An 18,841-nucleotide genomic window follows, 5' to 3' on the forward strand; every position below is an offset into this window, starting at 1 on the left:
TAGATTCCTGTCGTTGTTCGATCTAAGGAGACGACATGGGAAATCTCGCCATCCTGGCGCTGCGTGTGGTCATCGCCATCGCCTTCGCCGGCTCGGTGCTCGTCCAGTGCCTGCTCACGCCGCTCATGTGGCAAGACATGGACGACGCCCGGCCTGAGGTCCGAGTCCCGCTGATCGTGATCTTCGTGCTGGTCATCGTCTGCATGCAGGTGACCGCCGTGTGCATCTGGCGGCTGCTGACGATGGTCCGCCGGGGCACCGTCTTCTCGCCCGCGGCGTTCCGCTTCGTCGACATCATCGTCGGCGCGATCCTGGCGGCGTCGGCCCTCACCTTCGGCGTCGCGGTGGTGGCGGCGATCAGCAACCGCACCACCCCCGGTGACGAGGTCGCCCCCGGCGTGGTCGGCCTGATCTGTGGCCTCTCCCTGGTGATCGCCGGGGTGGCGCTGGTCGTCATGGTCCAGCGCGCGCTCCTGGCCCAGGCGGTGGCCCGCGACGACGAGGCCCGGAGCCTGCAGTCCGAGCTGGACGAGGTCATCTGATGCCGATCGTGGTCGACATCGACGTGATGCTCGCCAAGCGCAAGATGCCGGTCGGCACCCTGGCGGAGCGGGTCGGGATCACGCCGGCGAACCTGGCCGTGCTCAAGAACGGGCGCGCCAAGGCGGTGCGGTTCACGACCCTCGAGGCCCTGTGCGAGGTGCTCGAGTGCCAGCCCGGCGACCTGCTCCGATGGGAGCCCGAGGCGTGATCAGCGTGCGTGGCCTGACCAAGCGATACGGGCGCACCCGCGCCGTCGACGACCTGACCTTCGACGTCGGTGCCGGCAAGGTCACCGGGTTCCTGGGCCCCAACGGGGCCGGCAAGTCCACGACCATGCGGATGGTGCTGGGGCTCGACCGGCCGACGGCGGGCACCGCCACGGTCGACGGCCGGTCGTACGCCGGTCTCCCCGCGCCGTTGCGCACGGTGGGCGCGCTCCTGGACGCGGGAGCGGTGCACCCCGGTCGCAGCGGCCGCGCCCACCTGCGCATCGCGGCGCGCAGCAACGGGCTCCCGCTCTCCCGGGTGGACCAGGTCATCGCCCAGGTCGGTCTGGAGAAGGTCGCCGGTCGGCGGATCAAGGGGTACTCGCTGGGGATGCGCCAACGCCTCGGCATCGCCGCCGCCCTCCTGGGGGACCCGCAGACCCTCCTGTTCGACGAGCCCGTCAACGGGCTCGACCTCGACGGGGTGCGGTGGATCCGAGGCCTCTTCCGGAGCTTCGCCGACGAGGGCCGCACGGTCCTGGTCTCCAGCCACCTGATGAGCGAGATGCAGGTGGTCGCGGACCGCGTGGTGGTGATCGGCCGCGGGCGGCTGATCGCGGACGCGGAGCTCGACGAGATGCTCCGGGGCCTGAGCGGACCTCGGGTCCGGGTCCGGACGGCCAGGGCGGACGACCTGGCCGACGCGCTGACCACGGGGTTCTCCGGCCGCGCAGCCATCGAGCGGACCGGTCCGGACGAGCTCGAGGTCACCGGACTGAGCGCGGTCGAGATCGGTGACGCGGCGTACGCCGACGGGCTGCCGCTCCACCTCCTGTCCGAGGTCGAGCAGTCGCTGGAGCACGCCTACCTGGCCCTGACCGGCGAGAGCGTCGAGTTCCACGGCGCGGCCGCGAGCGGAGCCGGGCGATGACGGCGGGCGCGGTCCTGGTCCGCACCGGCACGGCCGAGTGGCACCGCATCTGGAGCGTCCGGTCGAGCTGGATCCTGGCCGGGGTGACGGTCCTGGCCGTCCTCGGGTTCGGCACCCTGGTCGGCTACTCCACCTCCGGTGACCCGTCCGTCGCGTCGCCCGGGTCCACCGCCTGGGACGGCGGCCAGCCGACGGGGATGTTCGCCCTGTTCGGCGTCCTCGCCCTGGCGGTGGTCACCACCACCGCCGACCACGGCACCGGAGGCATCGTCCCGACACTTCAGTGGTCACCACGCCGAGGCGTCCTCCTCGCCGCCCGCTCCGGCGTGGTCGTCGCGACCACCACGCTCCTGGGGGTCGTGGCCGTCAGCGGTGCCAGCGTCATGGTGTGGGTGTTCCTCCCCGAGTTCGGCCTGCCCGTCGGGGACGGAGCACAGGTCCTCGGCCGACTCGCCTTCGTCTTCGCATCGGGAGCACTGCTGGGCTCGGGCGTCGGACTGGCGCTGCGCAGCACCGCGGGAGGTCTGGTCACGGTGATCGGCCTGGTCCTGGTCCTGCCCCTGCTCCTCGCCCAGCTGGGGTACTCCTGGTCGACCACGGTGGCCGAGCACCTGCTGGGGTCGGGCGCCCTCTTCCTGATCTACGGTGAGGGGCCGAGCGACGACATGACGACGACCTCGGCGAGCCTCACCCTGGTCGTGTGGGCGGTCTCCGCGGTCGCCGTCGGCGGGTGGCGCCTGGTGCGCACCGACGCGACCGGGTGACCCCGGCGGACCCGCGCCGAGCGTCAGGATCCGGCCGGCTCGACCTGCTCGGCGAGCCAGGCGTCGACCCGCTGCTGGGCCTCCTCGGGGCTGACGTCCTCGACCCGGGTCAGGATCGCCCACCGGTGCCCCCACGGGTCGAGCATCGAGCAGAACCGGTCGCCGGTGACGAAGGTCTGCGGCGCCTCGTAGCTCTTGGCGCCGGCGGCCACCGCCTTCGCGTGGACCGCGTCGACGTCGGGCACGTAGAGGACCGTGGAGTGGTGCACGTCGTCGGCCCCCGACGGCGGCACCAGGTGGTGCTCGGGATCCGGGTCGCTGAGCTGCATCCGACCGCTGGGCAGCTGCAGCTCGCAGTGGGCGACCCGACCGTCGGGCAGGTCGTTCCTGGACACGACCTCGGCCCCGAGCACCGAGGTGTAGAAGTCGATGGCCGCGGCGGCACCGTCGACGCACAGGAACAGGGTCAGGCTGGTGTAGCCGTCCGGCACGAAGTTCGTCATGTCCCCGATCCTCCCTACGCTCCAGACGTGGGTTCTTGGACGAACGCGACAGCCGAGCGGGCGGTCGGGATCCTGCGTCCGGAGCTGCAGGACGCGGTCGTGCGCCGGGACCGGCTGGCGCCCGCGGAGGCGCTGACCGCCTGGGTCGAGCACTACTGGACCGTCGAGTGGGACCTCCGCGGCGGGGCTCCGTTCGTGGCGGAGGTCGTCACGCATCCCTCGGTCCACGTGACCGTCGAGAGCGGCACCCGGCCACGTTTCGGCCACGCCATGCCGGCGGGCCTCGTGCACGGCGTGGTCACCCGCAGGTTCAGCCACCAGCTGGTCGGCGCCGGACGGGTGTTCGGTGTGAAGTTCCACCCGGGCGGCTTCGGGGCCTTCACCGGGGCGGACGTCGGCGCCTGGACCGATCGGGTGCTGCCGCTGTCGGCAGCGTTCGGCGACTCGGCGGCGACCCTGCTCGACCAGGTCCTCGCGGTGCCGGCCGACGCCGACCGGGCGGCGGTCGCCGACGGCTTCCTGCTCAGCCGGGCGCCGGGCCGGGACCCGCGCTACGACGCCGTCCTGACCATCGTCGACCAGATCCGCGACGACCCCACCCTGACGACCGTCGACCTGGCCGCGCGTCGCCACGCCGTCTCGGAGCGCACCCTCCAGCGGCTGTTCCGGCGCTACGTGGGGGTCGGCCCCAAGTGGGTGCTGCGGCGGGCCCGGCTCCATGACGCCGTCGACCGCATCGACACCGGCCGCTACGGCGACCTCGCCTCGCTCGCCGTGGAGCTGGGCTGGTTCGACCAGGCGCACTTCACCCGGGACTTCACCGCCCTGGTCGGGCAGTCACCGGCGGCGTACGCCGCGCGCCGGCCCTGACCGGAGGTCGGCCCGGGGCTCAGCCAGGATCAGTGCTGGTAGGTCCCGTGGATGATCGCCCGGCCCGCCGTCTTGAACGCCAGGTTGAACGAGACCACGGCAGGGGACGCGTCGGCGTCGACCCCGAGGCTCTCCTCCTTCACCGCGTGCACCACGAAGTAGTAGCGGTGCACCTGGTCGCCCTCCGGGGGCGCGGCACCCATGAACCCCTTCACCCCGCCGTCGTTGCGGCACATGAACGCGTTGCCGGGCAGTGCCGCCCCCTCCGCGCCCGCGCCGGCCTCGAGCGAGGTCACGTCGGCGGGCAGGTCGACCAGGACCCAGTGCCAGAAGCCGGACGGCGTCGGTGCGTCCGGGTCGAAGCAGGTGACGGTGAAGCTCTTGGTGTCCTCCGGGAACCCCGACCAGGAGAGCTGCGGGGAGCGGTCGCCGTGCGCGTTGACCTGGTCGTCCTCGAGCGGCTGGCCGTCGGTCACGTCGTCGCTGGTGACGGTGAACGACGGGACGCTGGGCAGCAGCTCGTAGGGGTCGGGGCTGACGGGGCGGTCGAGGCTCATCACGGCTCCTGTGTCTCGCGGCGGTCGGACGGTTTCCGACCATAGTCCGCGGCCCGCGATGATGGACCGGTGGACGAGGAGGTGACCTACCCCGCCGGGCTGCGGCTCGGCGGCCGGCGTGTCGTCGTCGTGGGCGGCGGGCACGTCGCCCAGCGACGGGTGCCGCAGCTGATCGCCGCCGGGGCGGACGTCCACCTGGTGTCTCCCGTGGTCACGCCCGCCATCGAGGGGATGGCGACCGACGGCGAGATCCACTGGGAGGCTCGGGGCTTCGAGGACGCGGACCTCGACGGCGCCTGGTACGTGATCGCGGCCACGGACGACCGCGCGGTCAACGAGCTGGTCAGCACCGGCGCCGAGGCCCGCCGGGTCTTCTGCGTCCGGGCGGACGACGCCACCCGGGCCAGCGCCTGGACCCCGGCCGTCGGTCGCCACGCGGGAGTGACGGTGGCGGTCCTCGGCAACCGCGAGCCACGGCGTTCGGCGGCCGTCCGCGACGAGATCCTCGAGGGGCTGCGCGAGGGGCGGATCACCGCCCGCCACCAGCGCGACCACACCCCGGGGGTCACGCTCGTCGGCGGTGGGCCGGGCGACCCGGACCTCATCGCCGTCGCGGGGCGCCGGGCCCTGATGGAGGCCGACGTGGTCGTGGCCGACCGGCTCGCGCCTCGCGAGCTCCTGGGCGAGCTCCCGGCCGACGTCGAGCTCATCGACGTCGCCAAGCTGCCCCGCGGCCGCTCCGCCCAGCAGGAGGAGATCAACCGGCTCATCGTCGAGCACGCACTCGCCGGGAAGCGGGTCGTGCGGTTCAAGGGTGGCGACAGCTTCGTCTTCGGCCGGGGCTACGAGGAGGTCCTGGCCTGTCGGGAGGCGGGTGTCCCGGTGACGGTGATCCCCGGTCTCACCAGCCCCGTGTCCGTGCCGGGCCTGGCCAACATCCCGGTGACCCATCGGGGGGTGGCCCACGACTTCACCGTCATCTCCGGCCACCTGCCCCCGGGTCACCCCGAGTCCCTGACCGACTGGGACGCGGTCGCGCGGCTGACCGGCACCCTGGTGCTGATGATGGCCGTCGAGAACGCGCCCGCCATCGCCGAGGTCCTGCTCGCCGGCGGGCGCAAGCCGGGCACACCGGTCGCCGTGATCTGCCAGGGCAGCATGCCGGGGGAGCGGACCGTCCTGTCGACCCTCGCCGGCCTGGCCACCGACCTCGAGCGGGAGTCGGTCGCACCGCCCGCGATCCTCGTCGTCGGCGACGTCGTGGCGGTCGCCCATCCCGCCCGCTATGCCTGAGACGGCCTGAGGTGTCCTGAGATGGCGGAGCTCATCGAGGTCACCGACCCCACCGACCCCCGGCTGGCCGACTACCGCGACCTGCGCGACGTGGAGCTACGCAAGCACCACGAAGCCGAGCACGGGCTGTTCCTGGCCGAGGGCGAGAAGGTCGTACGCCGCGCCGCGGCCGCCGGATTCACGCCCCGCTCGTTCCTCATGGCGCCACGCTGGCTCGACGGCCTGCGCGACGTCCTCGACGCCAGCGACGCGCCCTGCTTCGTCATGAGCGAGGACCTCGCCGAGGAGGTCACCGGCTTCCACGTGCACCGCGGTGCGCTCGCCTCGCTCGAACGCCGAGCCCTACCCCCCGTCGAGGACGTCCTGGCCGGCGCCCGCTCGGTCCTGGTGCTCGAGGACGTCGTCGACCACACCAACGTCGGCGCGATCTTCCGGTGCGGCGCGGCGTTCGGCTTCGACGCAGTCCTGCTGGCGCCGCGCTGCGCCGACCCCCTCTACCGGCGGTCGGTCAAGGTCGGCATGGGCGCCGTCTTCGCGCTGCCGTGGACCCGGCTCCCCGACTGGGCCGACGCGCTCCCGTCGCTGAGCCGGCTCGGCTTCACCACCGTCGCCCTGACTCTCGCCCCGGACGCGCGCCCCGTCGAGGAGTCCGTCGCCGGGCTGGACCGGGTCGCCCTCGTCCTGGGCTCGGAGGGCCACGGTCTCTCGCGCCGCTGGGAAGAGGTGGCGGACCGACGCGCGATCATCCCGATGTCTGCCGACGTCGACTCCCTCAACGTCGCCGCCGCGGCCGCGGTCGCCTGCTACGTCACGTCGCACCGCTGAGCACCACTGATCCTCGAGGCTGATCACGGATACCGTCGCGGGATGGCCGCCTACCGCACCCGCGCCGCCGACTCGCCCTACCACCGGACGTTGCCGATCGGTCAGCGCCTGAGTGCCCGACCCCTGGTGGAGGACGAGCTCTCCTGCTTCGAGACGGTGACGTTGAAGGAGCTCGAGCCGATGCTGGTCCCCGAGAGACCTCGGGCGGCCGAGGGGGACCGGGACAGCTGTCACCACTGCCGCGCGTCGCAGGACACCATCTGGTCCGACGACACCTGGCACGTCAACGCCGGGTGGACCGGCATGGGCATCCCGTACGTCGGTGGCCTCGCGCCGAACCAGCACTGCACGCTCGACACGGCTCCCCTCGACGTGCTCACCTCCCTCGGCCCGCTCCTGCAGCGGATCAACGCCGCGGTGAAGTCCATCCCCGGGGTGGCCCGGACCCACTTCGCGCGCTGGGGTGACGGCAGCGAGCACTTCCACCTGTGGGCGCTCGCCCGGCCGCTCGGCATGATGCAGGGGCGCGGACCGATGCTGGCGTTCTGGGACGACGTCCTGCCGGCCATGCCCGACGACCTGCAGCGCGAGCACGTGCGGATCGTCGCCGAGAGCCTGGCGTCCGGCGGGGGAACGGCGTTCCCGAACCGTCAGACGGGCAGCTCATAGATCGTCTCGAGTCCGTCCTCGTCGTCCCACTGCTCGCCGACCTCGGCGAACGGCAGCTGGGCGATGAGTCCCAGGGACGCGGTGTTGGTCGGCGACACGGTCGCCCGGAAGGTCCGGACGGATGGCTCGGCGCGAGCACGGTCGAGCATTGCCAGGAGCGCCGCTCGGGCGTAGCCGCGCCGGCGCTCTGCCGGGTCGACGGCATAGCCGACCTCGACCATGCCGCTGGCGTCGGGTGCGCCGTGGAAGCCGGCCTTGCCCACGACGACCTCACGCTCGTCGTCCCAGATCACCCCGGTGACCCAGCCCAGGTCCGCCGGTGTGTCCGCCACCTGCCTGACGCGGTAGCGCCAGGTGCCGATCGCCTCGTCCGAGACGAGCCACGGGGTCAGCGGGACCGGGCTGGCGGCGGACGCGGCCTCGAGGTCGCCGGCCGCGAGGGCGCCGAGCGCCTCGGCCGACAGGTGGACGATCCGGACCTGCGGGCCGCTCACGCCGGCCAGTTGTCCGGGTAGTCCTCGGCGGCCTTCTCCATCGCTTTCTGCAGGCGCTTGCGGGCCTTGGTCGGGAGCCGGTCGCCGAACACGGTGCCCGCCGTGTGGTCGGCCTCGTGCTGGAGGCACCGAGCCAGCAAGCCGTCACCCGAGAACTCCACGGGCTCCCCGTCGAGACCGGTCCCTCGGACCGAGGCGAAGTCCGGACGCGCGCACTCGATGTAGGCACCCGGGTAGGACAGGCAGCCCTCGTCGCTCTCGTCGAGGTGGCGGTCCCGTCCCTCGGGCAGCGTGAGCACGGGGTTGCAGACCACTCCGACGGTGCGGATCCCACTCTCGTCCGGGCAGTCGAACACGAACATCGCCAGGTCGACGCCGATCTGGCACGCCGCGAGCCCGACGCCGTCGGCGGCGTACATCGTCTCGACCATGTCCGCGGCCAGGCTGCGCAGCTCGTCGTCGTAGCTCACGACGGGCTGCTGGGCGCGGTGCATGACGGGCTTACCCCACCGCGTGATGGGCCGGACCGTGCCACCGCGAGGTAGCGCGCCGTGCGGGGCGCGGACGGTGCCGGTGGACGTGCTGCCGGTGGACGGGTCGGCCATGCCCAGATCCTAGGTGCGCCCGACTCGGAGGCCGTTGGGTCTTCCCGAGTCGTACTCAGAGATCTATAGTGCTAGTTACCTAGCACAATGGAGGGCGCATGATCGAGTTCCATCTCGACGGCAGGTCGGGCATCTCGCCCTACCTGCAGCTCGTCCAGCAGGTGCGCCGCGCTCTGCGGCTCGGCCTGCTCCAGGAGGGCGACCAGCTCCCGACCGTCAAGGACGTCGTCGGCCGGCTCGCGATCAACCCCAACACCGTGCTCAAGGCCTACCGCGAGCTCGAGCACGAGGGACTCGTGGCCCCGCGGCCGGGTGTGGGCACCTTCGTGACCCGCACCCTGACCGACAACACCCTGGCTGCGCACGGGCCGCTGCGCGCAAGCCTCGAGCAGTGGCTCGCCAAGGCGCGGCGGGCCGGCCTCGACGACGAGAGCATCGAGGCCCTGTTCCTCGCCACGTTTCGTGCTGCGGTGACCGAGGAGTCCGCGTGAGCGCGGTGCTCCGGGCGACCGGCCTGGGCAAGCGCTACGGCCGTCGCTGGGCACTCACCGACTGCACCGTCGACGTGCCCCGGGGCCGCGTGGTCGGCCTGGTCGGCCCCAACGGTGCGGGCAAGAGCACCTTCCTCAACCTGGCGGTCGGCCTGCTCACCCCCTCGTCCGGCGAGATCGAGGTCCTCGGCGAGCGGCCGACGGGCCGTCGGGCCCGCCGCGGCAAGGTCGGCTTCGTGGGTCAGGACACCCCGACGTACGCCGCCCTGAGCGTCGCCGACCACCTCCGGCTCGGCGCCCACCTCAACCCGTACTGGGACGGCGCGCTGGCAGCGGACCGGATCTCGGGTCTCGGACTCGACCCCGGTCAACGCGCCGGTCGGCTCTCCGGCGGCCAGCGCGCCCAGCTGGCCCTGACCCTGGGCATCGCCAAGCGGCCGGACCTGCTCCTGCTCGACGAGCCGGTCGCCAGCCTCGACCCGCTCGCACGCCGCGAGTTCCTCCAGGACCTGATGGAGGCGGTGGCGGAGCAGGAGCTGAGCGTGGTGCTGTCCTCGCACCTCGTCTCCGACGTCGAGCGCGCCTGTGACTATCTCGTCGTGCTCGTGGACTCGCGGGTCCAGGTCGCCGGCGACATCGAGGAGCTCCTGTCCACCCATCATCGGCTGACCGGGCCCCGACGTGACCCCGCGCAGCTCCCCGCCGACCAGCACGTGGTGGCCGCCAGTCATACCGACCGGCAGTCGACCCTGCTCGTGCGGACCGACCGGCCCATCCTCGACCCGGGCTGGGAGGTGAGCCAGGTCGATCTGGAGGACCTCGTCCTGGCCTACCTGGGGCGATCGGCCGCGGAGCCCGGCTCCAGCGCGCGACCGAGCCTGGAGGCACTCCGATGATCTGGCTGACCTGGCGGCAGTTCCGGGTGTCGGCTTTCATCATGCTGGGAGCCCTGGCCGTGGGGCTGCTGGTGCTCGGCGTGACCGGACCTCAGCTCGCCGACTCGTGGCAGGTGTCCCAGCAGAGCTTCTTCGACCAGCTGGCCACGGATCGGGTGAAGACGGCGATCTTCCACGCCGGCACCGCCGTCGTCTACGCGCTTCCCGCGGTGGTCGGGGTGTTCTGGGGTGCGCCGACGGTCGCCCGCGAGCTCGAGGCGGGCACGTCCCGGTTGGTCTGGACCCAGGGGGTCACCCGGATCCGCTGGCTGGCCACCAAGCTGGGAGTCGCCGGCGCGGGCGCCGCGATCGTGGGGCTGGGGGGCCTGGCGTTCACGTGGTGGTGCGCGCCGATCGACGACGCCGTCGCCGAGGGCTACTCCGACCCGGGGATGCTGAGCGTGCCGCGGCTCTGGCCGGAGCTGTTCGGCTCCCGGGGCGTGGTGCCGTTGGCGATGACCGTCCTGGCCCTCGTCATCGGGGTGACCGCGGGACTCCTCGTGCGTCGCTCCATCGCGGCCATGGCGGTCACCCTGGTGGCCGTCGTGGCCGTGCAGCTCGTGTTCCCGCTCGTGGTCCAGGCACGTCTCCTGCCACCCAAGGAGCTCACGACCACGATCACCGAGGATCGGCTCACGGAGTTCACCGGGAGACCAGGGAGCGCGCCCGACGAGATGGTCGTCGAGCGCATCGGGGTGTCGATCGACAGCCCAGGCGCGTGGATCACGTCCAACCAGACCCTCGATGACTCCGGCACGGTGGTGGCGACCTTCCCGTCGTGGGTCGCCGAGTGCGCGGCGCCGCCCGGACAGCAGGACGCGGAGACCGCGGCGTGCTTCGACAGGCTGGCCGCCGAGGGCTACCGGCAGCACGTCGAGTACCACCCGGCCTCGCGGTTCTGGACGCTACAGCTGATCGAGACGGGGCTGATGCTCGGCCTCGCACTCGTGCTGGCCGGGTTCTGCTTCTGGCGGATCCGTCGTGACCTCACCTGAGCGGCGCACGACAGGCGCGATGTGACGCGGGGCACGCGGGCCGGCTGTATCCCGGTGTGTAACTCGCAGTTACATTGGCGTCATGTCGTTGCTCCCGAACCTGCGGCCCGGCGGACGCCATGGTGTGGCATCCACCGAGACCCGCGACCCGATCGGCTACCTCGTGGCGGGCCTGAGCCGGCTGGCGCAGGCCGACCTCCTCGACCGGCTCGGCCTGCGCAAGCAGGCCGAGCAGACCGTGTTCACCGTCACGAGCGGCGGGTTCAAGGCGGTCACCGCCGCCAGCCGGCAGTTCTCGCGGCGGGGCTCGAGCAAGAAGCCGGGCGTCCGGCCACCGGGCGTCAGCGCCCCCGGCACCTTCGACCTCACCCCGACCGAGGACGAGCAGATGCTGGTCGACGTCGTGACCGAGTTCGCCGACGAGGTCGTCCGGCCCGCGGCGGCGGAGGCCAACGAGGCGTGCGCGGCTCCGACTGAGGTCCTCGAGGGGAGCCTGGAGATCGGGCTGCCGATCCTGGGCGTCCCGGAGTCGCTGGGCGGCATCTCCGAGGAGCGCTCCGCGATGGCCGGCACCCTGGTGGCAGAGGCGCTCGGCAAGGGCGACATGGGCCTGGCGGTCGCGGCCCTCGCCCCGGGCGCGGTCGCGACCGCGATCGGCCTGTGGGGGAGCGAGGAGCAGCAGCAGACCTACCTGCCGGCGTTCACCGGTGACCGGGGCGACGAGAAGGTCCCCGCCGCGGCGCTCGCCCTGGCCGAGCCGACAGTCCTGTTCGACGCGCTGTCCCCGGCGACCACCGCGACCAGGACCGACGACGGCTTCGTGCTCGACGGCGTGAAGTCGCTGGTCCCACGCGGCGCCGAGGCCGAGCTGTTCGTGGTGGGCGCCACGCTCGACGACGCGCCGGTCCTGTTCCTCATCGAGTCCTCGACACCCGGCCTGACCGTCGAGGCCGACCCGTCGATGGGGATCCGGGCCGCGTCCCTGACCACGCTCCGTCTCGACGGCGTCCGGCTCGACGAGAGCGCGGTCCTCGGCGACACCGACGGCACGGCGTACGCCGAGTGCGTGCGGCTGTCCCGGCTCGCCTGGTGCGCGCTGGCCGTGGGCACCGGGCAGGCCGTGCTCGACTACGTCACGCCGTACGTCAAGGAGCGCGAGGCCTTCGGCGAGCCGATCGCGCACCGCCAGTCGGTGGCGTTCATGGTGGCCGACATGGCGACCGAGCTCCAGGCGATGCGGCTGCTCACCTACAAGGCCGCGGCGCGCGCCGCCGCAGGCAAGGACTTCTCCCAGCAGGTCGCCCTCGCCAGGAACCTGTGCGCCGACAAGGCCATGCGGATCGGGCTCGACGGCGTCCAGCTGCTCGGCGGGCACGGGTTCGTCAAGGAGCACCCGGTGGAGCGGTGGTACCGCGACCTCAGGGTCGTCGGACTCGCGGAAGGAGCTGTCCTGGTATGAACGCCCCTCCCTGTTGCTCGTTCCCCCGCAACGCTTCACCACTCACAACACGAAGGGGACCCCGGAAGGCATGAGCATCTGGCTGGACGACCCGAAGAAGTTCCGGACCCTGGCCGGGCAGGCCCACCAGGTCGCGATGAACATGCTGCGCCCGATCTCGAGGACCTACGACCGCGCCGAGCACGAGTATCCCAAGGAGCTCGACATGCTCGCCGCGATGATCGACGGCCTCGCCGAGTCCGGCGCCAGCGAGGGCGCGGGCGCGGCCGGCGTACGGCGCGACGAGTCCGAGGCCGACGCCGGCGTGAAGAACGGTGCCAACCTCGCCTCGGTCATGTCGATCGCCGAGATGTGCTGGGGCGACGTCGGCCTGCTGCTGTCGATGCCCCGCCAGGGGCTCGGCAACTCGGCGATCGCCTCCGTGGCGGACGACGAGCAGCTCAAGCGGTTCGAGGGCGTCTGGGCGGGCATGGCGATCACCGAGCCCGGCACGGGCTCCGACTCCGCCAACATCACGACCACTTCCGTCCTGGACGGCGACGAGTACGTCATCAACGGCGAGAAGATCTACGTCACCTCGGGCGACCGCGCCGACCACATCGTGGTGTGGGCGACCCTCGACCGCGAGCTCGGCAGGTCGGCGATCAAGTCGTTCGTCGTCGCCAAGGGCACGCCGGGGATGCGCGTCGACCGGCTCGAGCACAAGCTGGGGATCCGAGCGTCCGACACGGCCACGATCATCTTCGAGAACTGCCGGGTGCCCAAGGAGAACCTGCTCGGGTCGCCCGAGATCGACCCCAAGCAGGGGTTCGCCGGAGCCATGGCGACCTTCGACAACACCCGGCCGCTGGTCGCCTCGATGGCGGTCGGCTGCGCGACCGCGGCGCTCGACCTCACCCGGGAGCTGCTGGCCCAGGCGGGCGTCGTGGTCGACTACGACCGCCCCGCGTGTCTCCAGTCCGCCGCTGCCGCGAAGGTGCTGCAGATGGAGGCCGACCTCGAGGCGGCCCGGCTCCTGATGCTGCAGGCCGCGTGGATGGCCGACAACCGCAAGCCCAACTCGCTCGAGGCCTCCATGGCCAAGGCCAAGGCGGGTCGGGTGGGCTCCGACATCACGCTCAGCTGCGTGGAGCTGTGCGGCACGGTCGGTTACAGCGAGAACGAGCTGCTCGAGAAGTGGGCGCGCGACTCCAAGATCCTGGACATCTTCGAGGGCACCCAGCAGATCCAGCAGCTGATCATCGCCCGCCGGGTCCTGGGCCTGTCCAGCGCTGAGCTGAAATGAGCGACGTCACCCTTCTGGGGTGGGGCTCTCTACCTCGGCCAGCGTGAGCATCCGCCACGGCGACGGGGCGTCCGCCGTGGATCGGGCGTCGGGCGGCTCGCCCTGGGTCCACCACTGGGCGACGTACCCGAGCTCGCCGAAGCGCACCCGGTCGCCCTTCTCGTAGACCTGGTCCGGGTCCCACTCCGGGTAGGTGCCGGCGGGGATCGTCGGCGACGGCGCCGGGGTCTCGCCCGGAAGCACGGGTCCGATCAGCTGCCACGCCGAGGCGGACTCGGCGATGGTCGGGTCGTCCGGCAGCTCGCCGGACGTCCACCACTTGGCGGCGTAGACGTTCTGACGCCAGACCACGCGCTCGCCGGCGACGTAGACCCCGTCCTCGGTCCAGATCGGGTAGGGGCTGGTGGCGGGGTCGTCGCTCGGAGTCTCCGTCGGGTCGGGTGCCGCGGAGGTGGAGACGTCCTCCGGGACACCGTCGAAGGTCGCTCCGAGCACCGCCGAGAAGGACCCGGCCTCCTGCGTCACGCCGCTGCACGAGTCCGACACGATCGTGACGTCCGGGTAGTTGGAGCTGCAGGCCCGGTCCCGGTTCATCGACCACAGCGAGACGCGCCCCAGCCGACGGTCACTGGCGAACGCGTGCAGCTCTTCGGCGTCACCGAGGCCGAACACCTCGCCTGCCAGGTCGTTCTGGCCGATCATCGGCGTCGCACCGATGCGCTGCCAGGCCTGCGTCGGGGTGAGCCGCTGGCCGGCGTCGGCGTACAGCGCGGTGACCTGGTCGTGGGTGCTCTCGAGCGCGTCGATCGAGGCCTCCGCCATGGAGCTGCCGCTCGACCTGCTCTCGCCGTAGTTCATGGTCATCGCATTGACCCCGGTCAGGTCCACACCTCCTCGGAGCATGGACGCGACCAGCAGCTCCCCGTCCGCGGTGAGCCCGTCGGGGGAGACGGGAAGGGTGACCCACACCTCCAGCTCCTCGTCCTGCTGGAGCCGGGCGACGGCCTGCGCCCGCCGGTCGTTGGCGGCGGCGTCGGTCAGGGCCTCGCCCTCGATGTCGAGGTCGATGACCCGGGTGTCGTAGCGGTCGACCACGGACCGGTACGCCTCGTAGAGGTCGTCGCCGTCCGTGCACGCCACGGCCAGCTCGTCGTTGGCCTGGCCTCCGAAGGACACGATCGGGGTGCCCCCGAGCTGCCGCACCCGGGCGACGCGCCGGTCCAGGTCGAGCTGCTCCTCCGCCTCGTCGAGGCTGTAGGCCGCCCCCCACGTGGGTCGGCACCCGTCCGCGGGGTCGGCGACCACGAAGGCGAGCACGACGTTGGGGCCGGCCCCGTCCGGGCCCTTCTCGAACTCGACCGTCGGAGTGGCGGTCACGTCGACGTACGGCGCGAAGTAGGCGCTCTGCGAGACCGCCGAGCGGGCGTCCTGGAACCAGCGCCACCCCTGCAGGGAGGCGAACACGACAGCGGCCAGGACCAGGAAGAGCAGGCCCAGCCGCGCCAGCGACAGACGTCGCCCTTCGACCAGCGACATCCGACTCCCATCTCGCGGCTCAGTGGTCACGATGCTCGCACCAATACCCGCATCTCGCGGCGGTATGGCCAGTCCCGATCTACGCTGCTGGTCCAGTCATGACCGCACAGGAGGAGGGCGCGTGGCGAAGAACGCGCCCGCCGGACCGGCGACCCGCCGTCGGCAGTGGGGCTCGGAGAAGCGTGCCGAGCCGATGCCGATCGTGCATCTGCGACCCAGTGCCGCCAAGCTCACCTGGGGCCGGGTCGCCATCGCCACCACGGTGCTGTTCTGGCTCGCCTACGTGGTCTCGACGATCCTGCGGCGCTTCCTCGACGACGTCGGCGGCTTCCGGTTCACCATGGAGGCGATCTCCTACCTCATCGTGGTCACGGTCCTCACCTTCTCCGCGCTCATGTACCTGGTCGCGCGGCAGGGGGCCCTCCGTCGGTTCCGCGAGCACCAGCGAGTACCTCGGGGACTGCTCGACGCGCACTTCACGGAGGACCACGGGGCACTGACGGTGCTGATCCCGTCGTACGCCGAGGAGCCGGACATCGTCCGGCTCACGCTGTGGAGCGCGGCCCTCCAGGAGTACCCGGACCTGCGCGTGGTGCTGCTGATCGACGACCCGCCCTTCCCCTCCGACCCCGAGGTCCGGGCCACCCTCGACGCGACCCGGGCGTTGGCCGACGAGATCAACGAGCGGCTGGCACACCCTCACGCGGTCGCGCAGGATGCCCACGACGCTGCGGTCGACTGGCTCCAGGACGCCGGCCCGGACGCTCCGCTCGACGTGGTCCGCGCCCTCGCCGACGCCTACCTCGCCTCGGCCGAGTGGCTGGAGGAGATGGCCGCCACCGAGGACGTCCACGACCACGTCACCGAGTTCTTCGTCGACCAGGTGCTCATGGGGCTGGCCAGCGAGCTCCGGCTCACGTTGCTGGGGCTCGAGGCCCTGATCGAGCAGCGCGGGACCATCGCCTCCGAACGGGTCCGCGAGCTCCACCGCCGACTGATGTGGATCTTCGGTGCCACGGCGGACACGTTCGAGCGCAAGCTCTACGCGTCCCTCTCGCACGAGGCCAACAAGGCGATGAACATCAACGCCTACCTCGGGCTGATGGGAGCCACGTGGCGGCCCACCGAGTCCGCGGAGGGCACCGTGCTGGTACGGCTCGACGAGGGCACCCCGGCCATGGACGGCGACCTCGTCGTCGAGGGCCCCGAGTACGTGCTGACGCTCGACGCGGACTCCCAGCTGCTCCGCGACTACTGCCTGCGCCTGGTCTACTTCCTCGAGCAACCCGAGAACGGGCACGTCGCGATCACCCAGACGCCCTACTCGTCGTACCGCGGCGCGCCGACCCGGATCGAGCGGATCGCCGGCGCCACCACCGACATCCAGCACATCCTCCACCAGGGGATGACCTACTACGGAGCCACGTTCTGGGTCGGTGCGAACGCGGTCATCCGCCGCCGTGCCCTCGAGGACATCGTGCAGATCGAGACCATCGGCGGTCACGAGGTGCGCACCTACATCCAGGACCGGACGGTCATCGAGGACACCGAGTCGAGCATCGACCTCGCGGGGCAGGGGTGGGACCTGGTCAACTACCCCGAGCGGCTGAGCTACAGCGCCACGCCTCCGGACTTCGGGTCACTCGTCGTGCAACGGCGAAGGTGGGCCAACGGCGGCCTGCTGATCCTCCCCAAGCTCTGGCACCAGCGCCGGGCCCGGGCCCGCGCCGACAACGCCGTGACGCTGGGCGAGTGGACGTTGCGGGTCAACTACATGGCCTCGATCACCTGGGCCAGCTTCAGCCTGCTGCTGCTCCTGTTCTATCCCTACGACGGCCGGCTGCTCAGCCCGCTGGTCGTCGGTGCCGCCCTGCCCTACTTCATCGCCATGGGCAGCGACCTGAAGCTGTGCGGGCACCGCTACCTGGACGTCTTCCGGATCTACGGGTTCAACCTGGTCCTGCTCTTCGTCAACCTGGCGGGCGTCCTCAAGTCGATCCAGCAGGCCTTCACCGGCGAGAAGATCCCGTTCGCCCGCACGCCCAAGGTGCGCAACCGGACGGCCTCGCCCGGGCTGCACGTGCTGGTGCCCTACCTGATCGTCGGCTACTCGGTGCTCACCGCGTGGCGCAGCTACACCCATGACAACTGGGGCAACTTCGCCTTCGCCCTCTTCAACGCGGTCCTGGCGGCACTGGCGATCAACGCCTACATCGGGATCCGCAACTCGATCGCCGACATGGCCCTGGGGCTGGTGAACTGGCTCTACGTGCCCAAGCCTGAGCCCGTGGCCGCCGCCGCGCCGGTCGCGGCCGACGGCAAGGCCGTCGACTGGGCCGCCATCCTCTACCACGGCGACCGGCGCCTCGACCGTGACCTGCGGCGTGACGAGGAGCGGCGCCGGCGGCTCACCCACCGCTGACTCCCGCCGACCGGGACTAGCGCACCAGTCCGGCCAGCCGCTCGACGTCCTCGGGACCGTCCAGGTCCGCCACACCGACGAAGACCGTGTCGACACCGAGGTCCGCGAGCTCGCCCCACCGGTCCCGATGCGCCGACACCGTCCCCGCGTGGGTCCGCTGGGCGTACGCCGCCGCCGGGGTGCGCCCCCGCAGGCGCTCGACCCTGGCCCAGGTGTCCTCGCGGTCACGCCCGACCGTCGGCAGGTCGAGCACGGTGATCCGCACGGTCTCGGAGTGGCCGCGCAAGGTCGTGACCAGCTCGTCCAGGGCCGGCCGTGCCGAGGGGACGTTCGCGGCATCGCCGAGGTGGGCCGCCACCCGCAGCGAACGTGGGCCGCTACCTCCGACGATGACCGGGATCCCGGCGGCGGGCCTCGGGTAGCAGGTCGTCTCCGGCAGGGACACCAGCTCGCCGTCGTAGGCCTTGGTGCCGGGTGACCACAGCGCGCGCATGGTCTCGATGCCGCGCTCGAGGGCGGCCAGCCGCTCGCGCGCCGGCGGGAACGGCAGCCCGTAGGCCGCGTGCTCGCGCTCCCACCACCCGGCGCCGACGCCGACGAACGCGCGCCCCCCGGTGAGAGCGTCCAGGGTGGCGGCGGCCTTGGCGGTGATGCCGGGAGCCCGGAAGGTGACGGGCGTGACCAGGGTGCCGAGCTCGAGGTCCGTCGCCAGGCCCGCGACGGCACCGAGGGCCACCCAGGGCTCCGGGATCGGCGACCACGCCCGGTCGACCTGCGGGATCTGGATCAGGTGGTCCATGAGCGCCAGGCCCGAGAAGCCGAGCCTGTCGGCCTCCGTGGCGACCCCGCGGAGCCAGCCCAGAGGGTCCTCACCCCACGTGAACCGGCTGACCTGGAGGACGACCTTGAGGCCCTGGGAGCTCCGCCGTTCCGCCCCTGGCGCGACGGACGCGGCCGCGGCGACCTCCGGCGGTGGCTCGTCCGTGGTCACCGTGTGCACGACGTCCCAGCCCTCGGCGCTGAGTCGCGCCACGTGCTCACGGTGCCGACGGAGCTGGGCGGCATGCACCCGGGCGGGGACCGGCACCTGCCGAGCAGCGTTCCGGACGCGGCAGGTCGCCTCCGCGGTGTCCAGCACGACCGCCACGGCCGGCAGCCCGGCGGACCTGGCCCGGGCGAGCCAGCCGAGGCGGCGCTCGGTGTCGGTTCCCAGGGTGTCCACGACGGTCGTCAGGCCGCGTCCGAGGCGGGCCGCCACGATCGACTCGAGGAGGACGAACGCCTCGTCGGAGGCGGCGAGGTCGTGTGGCCCGCTGCCGACGACCCCGCGCAAAGTGTCTGAGGAGACGACCTCAGGGGCGCGGTAGTGGGCCGCCGCCCACGTCGACTTGCCGGACCCCGACGCCCCGACGAGCACTACCAGCGCGGGGTCGGGCAGGGGCATGGCTCAGCTGGGGC

General features: G+C 72.1%; 20 protein-coding genes. 14 read left to right on the top strand and 6 right to left on the bottom strand.

Features of this window, described 5'->3' with window-relative positions; translation table 11 throughout:
• Positions 1–35: 35 nt before the first annotated feature.
• Genes JHD21_RS00785 through JHD21_RS00800 form a run of 4 tightly spaced genes read left to right on the top strand, consistent with a single transcriptional unit; the run spans position 36 to position 2,444 of the window.
• Positions 36–542 carry a DUF2975 domain-containing protein gene (locus JHD21_RS00785; protein WP_292670857.1) on the top strand — a complete coding sequence of 169 codons (507 nt, stop codon included), beginning with the start codon at positions 36–38 and terminating at the stop codon, positions 540–542.
• Positions 542–751, top strand: coding sequence for a helix-turn-helix transcriptional regulator (locus JHD21_RS00790; protein ID WP_292670858.1), 210 nt, complete (start codon positions 542–544; stop codon positions 749–751). The genes JHD21_RS00785 and JHD21_RS00790 overlap by 1 nt, the downstream gene beginning before the upstream one ends.
• Entirely contained in the window at positions 748–1,680 is a 933-nt protein-coding gene (locus tag JHD21_RS00795; protein WP_292670859.1) for an ATP-binding cassette domain-containing protein, read from the top strand. The genes JHD21_RS00790 and JHD21_RS00795 overlap by 4 nt, the downstream gene beginning before the upstream one ends.
• Entirely contained in the window at positions 1,677–2,444 is a 768-nt protein-coding gene (locus tag JHD21_RS00800; RefSeq protein ID WP_292670860.1) for a hypothetical protein, read from the top strand. The genes JHD21_RS00795 and JHD21_RS00800 overlap by 4 nt, the downstream gene beginning before the upstream one ends.
• A gap of 23 nt (positions 2,445–2,467) precedes the next feature.
• Here JHD21_RS00800 and JHD21_RS00805 read toward each other — a convergent pair whose 3' ends face one another.
• Complete coding sequence (locus tag JHD21_RS00805; protein ID WP_292670861.1) at positions 2,468–2,947, bottom strand: VOC family protein; 480 nt, start codon at positions 2,945–2,947, stop codon at positions 2,468–2,470.
• Positions 2,948–2,974: 27 nt separating this feature from the next.
• On the opposite strand from JHD21_RS00805, the gene JHD21_RS00810 reads away from it, so the two are divergent.
• On the top strand, positions 2,975–3,817 hold the full coding sequence (locus tag JHD21_RS00810; RefSeq protein WP_292670862.1) for an AraC family transcriptional regulator: 843 nt from the start codon (positions 2,975–2,977) through the stop codon (positions 3,815–3,817).
• Positions 3,818–3,846: 29 nt separating this feature from the next.
• Here JHD21_RS00810 and JHD21_RS00815 read toward each other — a convergent pair whose 3' ends face one another.
• Complete coding sequence (locus JHD21_RS00815; RefSeq protein ID WP_292670863.1) at positions 3,847–4,374, bottom strand: YbhB/YbcL family Raf kinase inhibitor-like protein; 528 nt, start codon at positions 4,372–4,374, stop codon at positions 3,847–3,849.
• A 69-nt stretch (positions 4,375–4,443) separates the two neighbouring features.
• Here JHD21_RS00815 and cobA point away from each other — a divergent pair, with 69 nt between their 5' ends.
• From cobA to JHD21_RS00830, 3 genes are read left to right on the top strand one after another with little or no spacing between them, the layout of a single operon-like run.
• Positions 4,444–5,667: a uroporphyrinogen-III C-methyltransferase gene (gene cobA / locus JHD21_RS00820; RefSeq protein ID WP_292670864.1), complete on the top strand. Its 1,224-nt coding sequence runs from the start codon at positions 4,444–4,446 to the stop codon at positions 5,665–5,667.
• A gap of 21 nt (positions 5,668–5,688) precedes the next feature.
• On the top strand, positions 5,689–6,492 hold the full coding sequence (locus tag JHD21_RS00825; RefSeq protein ID WP_292670865.1) for an RNA methyltransferase: 804 nt from the start codon (positions 5,689–5,691) through the stop codon (positions 6,490–6,492).
• 42 nt (positions 6,493–6,534) lie between these two features.
• Positions 6,535–7,161: a hypothetical protein gene (locus JHD21_RS00830; RefSeq protein WP_292670866.1), complete on the top strand. Its 627-nt coding sequence runs from the start codon at positions 6,535–6,537 to the stop codon at positions 7,159–7,161.
• Here JHD21_RS00830 and JHD21_RS00835 read toward each other — a convergent pair.
• Entirely contained in the window at positions 7,143–7,655 is a 513-nt protein-coding gene (locus JHD21_RS00835) for a GNAT family N-acetyltransferase (protein ID WP_292670867.1), read from the bottom strand. The two genes, JHD21_RS00830 and JHD21_RS00835, sit on opposite strands and share 19 nt — an antisense overlap.
• Positions 7,652–8,260 carry a peptide deformylase gene (def, locus tag JHD21_RS00840; RefSeq protein ID WP_292670869.1) on the bottom strand — a complete coding sequence of 203 codons (609 nt, stop codon included), beginning with the start codon at positions 8,258–8,260 and terminating at the stop codon, positions 7,652–7,654. The genes JHD21_RS00835 and def overlap by 4 nt, the downstream gene beginning before the upstream one ends.
• A gap of 98 nt (positions 8,261–8,358) precedes the next feature.
• Here def and JHD21_RS00845 point away from each other — a divergent pair, with 98 nt between their 5' ends.
• The 5 genes from JHD21_RS00845 to JHD21_RS00865 all read left to right on the top strand — a co-directional run bounded on the left by JHD21_RS00845 (position 8,359) and on the right by JHD21_RS00865 (position 13,425).
• Complete coding sequence (locus JHD21_RS00845) at positions 8,359–8,751, top strand: GntR family transcriptional regulator (RefSeq protein WP_292670871.1); 393 nt, start codon at positions 8,359–8,361, stop codon at positions 8,749–8,751.
• On the top strand, positions 8,748–9,647 hold the full coding sequence (locus JHD21_RS00850) for an ABC transporter ATP-binding protein (RefSeq protein ID WP_292670873.1): 900 nt from the start codon (positions 8,748–8,750) through the stop codon (positions 9,645–9,647). The genes JHD21_RS00845 and JHD21_RS00850 overlap by 4 nt, the downstream gene beginning before the upstream one ends.
• The gene (locus tag JHD21_RS00855) at positions 9,644–10,681 is read left to right on the top strand and encodes an ABC transporter permease (RefSeq protein ID WP_292670874.1); all 1,038 of its coding nucleotides are present in this window, start codon (positions 9,644–9,646) and stop codon (positions 10,679–10,681) included. The genes JHD21_RS00850 and JHD21_RS00855 overlap by 4 nt, the downstream gene beginning before the upstream one ends.
• An 82-nt stretch (positions 10,682–10,763) precedes the next feature.
• Positions 10,764–12,140, top strand: coding sequence for an acyl-CoA dehydrogenase family protein (locus tag JHD21_RS00860; RefSeq protein WP_292670875.1), 1,377 nt, complete (start codon positions 10,764–10,766; stop codon positions 12,138–12,140).
• A gap of 70 nt (positions 12,141–12,210) precedes the next feature.
• The gene (locus tag JHD21_RS00865) at positions 12,211–13,425 is read left to right on the top strand and encodes an acyl-CoA dehydrogenase family protein (RefSeq protein ID WP_292670876.1); all 1,215 of its coding nucleotides are present in this window, start codon (positions 12,211–12,213) and stop codon (positions 13,423–13,425) included.
• A gap of 6 nt (positions 13,426–13,431) precedes the next feature.
• On the opposite strand, the gene JHD21_RS00870 is transcribed toward JHD21_RS00865, so the two are convergent.
• Positions 13,432–14,961 (bottom strand): carbohydrate-binding protein, encoded by a 1,530-nt coding sequence (locus tag JHD21_RS00870; RefSeq protein ID WP_292670877.1) that lies wholly within the window; start codon positions 14,959–14,961, stop codon positions 13,432–13,434.
• Between the two features lie 121 nt (positions 14,962–15,082).
• Between JHD21_RS00870 and JHD21_RS00875 the strand changes: the two genes are divergently transcribed.
• The gene (locus JHD21_RS00875) at positions 15,083–17,383 is read left to right on the top strand and encodes a glycosyltransferase family 2 protein (RefSeq protein ID WP_292670879.1); all 2,301 of its coding nucleotides are present in this window, start codon (positions 15,083–15,085) and stop codon (positions 17,381–17,383) included.
• A 16-nt stretch (positions 17,384–17,399) separates the two neighbouring features.
• Here the strand turns inward: JHD21_RS00875 and JHD21_RS00880 are convergent, their stop codons facing one another.
• Positions 17,400–18,827 (bottom strand): LLM class flavin-dependent oxidoreductase, encoded by a 1,428-nt coding sequence (locus tag JHD21_RS00880; RefSeq protein ID WP_292670881.1) that lies wholly within the window; start codon positions 18,825–18,827, stop codon positions 17,400–17,402.
• Positions 18,828–18,841: the final 14 nt, after the last annotated feature.

This window comes from Nocardioides sp., from assembly GCF_016462705.1.
Lineage (GTDB): Bacteria > Actinomycetota > Actinomycetes > Propionibacteriales > Nocardioidaceae > Nocardioides.

What these genes read in the sequence shown, in the direction of transcription:
- JHD21_RS00785 (WP_292670857.1), top strand. Translation starts at nt 36, where the DNA reads ATGGGAAATCTCGCCATCCTGGCGCTGCGTGTGGTCATCGCCATCGCC.
- JHD21_RS00790 (WP_292670858.1), top strand. Translation starts at nt 542, where the DNA reads ATGCCGATCGTGGTCGACATCGACGTGATGCTCGCCAAGCGCAAGATG.
- JHD21_RS00800 (WP_292670860.1), top strand. Translation starts at nt 1,677, where the DNA reads ATGACGGCGGGCGCGGTCCTGGTCCGCACCGGCACGGCCGAGTGGCAC.
- JHD21_RS00805 (WP_292670861.1), bottom strand. Translation starts at nt 2,947, where the DNA reads ATGACGAACTTCGTGCCGGACGGCTACACCAGCCTGACCCTGTTCCTG.
- JHD21_RS00815 (WP_292670863.1), bottom strand. Translation starts at nt 4,374, where the DNA reads ATGAGCCTCGACCGCCCCGTCAGCCCCGACCCCTACGAGCTGCTGCCC.
- JHD21_RS00825 (WP_292670865.1), top strand. Translation starts at nt 5,689, where the DNA reads ATGGCGGAGCTCATCGAGGTCACCGACCCCACCGACCCCCGGCTGGCC.
- JHD21_RS00830 (WP_292670866.1), top strand. Translation starts at nt 6,535, where the DNA reads ATGGCCGCCTACCGCACCCGCGCCGCCGACTCGCCCTACCACCGGACG.
- def (WP_292670869.1), bottom strand. Translation starts at nt 8,260, where the DNA reads ATGGCCGACCCGTCCACCGGCAGCACGTCCACCGGCACCGTCCGCGCC.
- JHD21_RS00845 (WP_292670871.1), top strand. Translation starts at nt 8,359, where the DNA reads ATGATCGAGTTCCATCTCGACGGCAGGTCGGGCATCTCGCCCTACCTG.
- JHD21_RS00855 (WP_292670874.1), top strand. Translation starts at nt 9,644, where the DNA reads ATGATCTGGCTGACCTGGCGGCAGTTCCGGGTGTCGGCTTTCATCATG.
- JHD21_RS00860 (WP_292670875.1), top strand. Translation starts at nt 10,764, where the DNA reads ATGTCGTTGCTCCCGAACCTGCGGCCCGGCGGACGCCATGGTGTGGCA.
- JHD21_RS00865 (WP_292670876.1), top strand. Translation starts at nt 12,211, where the DNA reads ATGAGCATCTGGCTGGACGACCCGAAGAAGTTCCGGACCCTGGCCGGG.
- JHD21_RS00870 (WP_292670877.1), bottom strand. Translation starts at nt 14,961, where the DNA reads ATGTCGCTGGTCGAAGGGCGACGTCTGTCGCTGGCGCGGCTGGGCCTG.
- JHD21_RS00880 (WP_292670881.1), bottom strand. Translation starts at nt 18,827, where the DNA reads ATGCCCCTGCCCGACCCCGCGCTGGTAGTGCTCGTCGGGGCGTCGGGG.